Here is a 2,036-nt window from a genome sequence, read left to right as displayed (position 1 = left end):
AGTTCTTCCTGCTCCAGGACCCGACCCTGTTCCTGAGTCAGGACGAGGAAACCGATCAGTTGATTCTTTCCGGCATGGGCGAGCTGCACCTGGACATTATCGTCGACCGCATGCGTCGTGAGTTCAGTGTTGAGGCGAACATCGGCAAGCCGCAGGTTGCCTACAGAGAGGCCATCCGCAACAAGGCGGAGATCGAAGGCAAGTTCGTGCGCCAGTCCGGTGGTCGCGGCCAGTATGGTCACGTGTGGATTCGCTTCGAGCCGGGCGAGGACGCCAGTGCCGAGGGCCTGGAGTTCGCCAATGAGGTGGTTGGCGGTGTGGTACCCAAGGAATACATTCCGGCGGTGCAGAAGGGCATTGAAGAGCAGATGCAGAACGGTGTGCTGGCCGGCTATCCCCTGCTGGGCCTGAAAGCGACTGTGTATGACGGCTCCTATCACGATGTTGACTCCAACGAGATGGCGTTCAAGATCGCGGCCTCCATGGCGACCAAGAAACTGTCGCAGCAGGGTGGCGCGGTGCTGCTGGAGCCGATCATGAAGGTGGAGGTGGTGACCCCCGAGGAGAATATGGGTGATGTGGTCGGTGACCTCAACCGTCGCCGCGGCCTGATTTCCGGCATGGATGACAGTGTCTCCGGCAAGGTGATCAACGCCGAGGTGCCATTGGCTGAAATGTTCGGTTATGCCACGGATCTGCGCAGTGCGACGCAGGGCAGGGCCACCTACACCATGGAGTTCTGCAAGTACTCGGAGGCACCGAACAATATCGCGCAGGAGATCATCGCGCGTAACCAGACCAAGTAACCCAGAACCGTTCTTTTGATTTCTTGATATCGAGTGAGGTGAATCGCAGTGGCAAAGGAAAAGTTTGAGCGCAGCAAGCCGCACGTGAACGTGGGCACCATTGGTCACGTTGACCACGGCAAGACCACGCTGACGGCGGCGCTGACCAAGGTGTGTGCAGAAGTGTGGGGTGGCGGCTCCGCGGTGGCGTTTGACGGTATCGACAACGCACCCGAGGAGCGTGAGCGCGGCATCACCATTGCGACTTCGCACGTTGAGTACGGCTCGCCTTCGCGCCACTATGCGCACGTTGACTGCCCCGGCCACGCTGACTACGTAAAGAACATGATCACCGGTGCGGCGCAGATGGACGGCGCGATTCTGGTGTGTGGCGCGACCGACGGTCCCATGCCGCAGACGCGAGAGCACATTCTGCTGTCTCGTCAGGTGGGTGTTCCCTACATCGTGGTATTCCTGAACAAGGCTGATCTGCTGGCAGAAGACTGCGGCGGTGCGGACACCGAGGAATACGCCGAGATGAAGGAGCTGGTAGAGATGGAGCTGCGCGAGCTGCTCGATACCTACGACTTCCCGGGCGACGACACGCCGATCATCTGCGGCAGCGCGCTGATGGCGCTGAACGGCGAGGATGACAACGAGCTGGGCGTGACCGCGGTGAAGACCCTGGTGGAGACGCTGGACTCGTACATTCCGGAGCCGGAGCGCGCGATTGACCAGACCTTCCTGATGCCGGTAGAGGACGTGTTCTCGATTTCCGGTCGCGGCACGGTGGTGACGGGCCGCGTGGAGCGCGGTGTGATCAAGGTGGGTGAAGAGATCGAAATCGTGGGTATCCGCGATACGCAGAAGACCACCTGCACCGGCGTAGAGATGTTCCGCAAGCTGCTGGACGAAGGCCGTGCGGGTGAGAACGTGGGTGTACTGCTGCGCGGTACCAAGCGTGAGGAAGTGGAGCGTGGCCAGGTGCTGGCCAAGCCGGGTTCGGTGAAGCCGCACACCAAGTTCGAGGCAGAGGTGTATGTGCTGTCCAAGGACGAGGGTGGTCGCCACACGCCGTTCTTCAAGGGCTACCGTCCGCAGTTCTACTTCCGCACCACGGACGTGACCGGTGCCTGTGAGCTGCCCGAGGGTGTGGAGATGGTGATGCCGGGTGACAACATCCAGATGGTGGTGACGCTGATTGCGCCCATCGCCATGGAAGACGGCCTGCGCTTCGCCATCCGCGAAGGT

Annotated in this window: 1 protein-coding gene and 1 pseudogene; both read left to right on the top strand. The window is 61.0% G+C overall.

Translation table 11 applies throughout. The features are described from left to right. Nucleotides 1-806: pseudogene (fusA, locus tag VBE63_RS28085) on the top strand (elongation factor G); the annotation flags it as partial. 48 nt (nucleotides 807-854) lie between these two features. Then, on the top strand, nucleotides 855-2,036 hold a 1,182-nt coding region (gene tuf, locus VBE63_RS28080), incomplete at its 3' end, for an elongation factor Tu (protein WP_323686280.1).

Origin of the sequence: Lamprobacter sp. (assembly GCF_034860625.1) — a bacterium.
In the GTDB taxonomy this organism is placed as follows: Bacteria; Pseudomonadota; Gammaproteobacteria; order Chromatiales; family Chromatiaceae; genus Lamprobacter.
The sequence above is the reverse complement of the archived record's forward strand: the minus strand, read 5'-3'. Positions and strand labels throughout refer to the sequence as shown.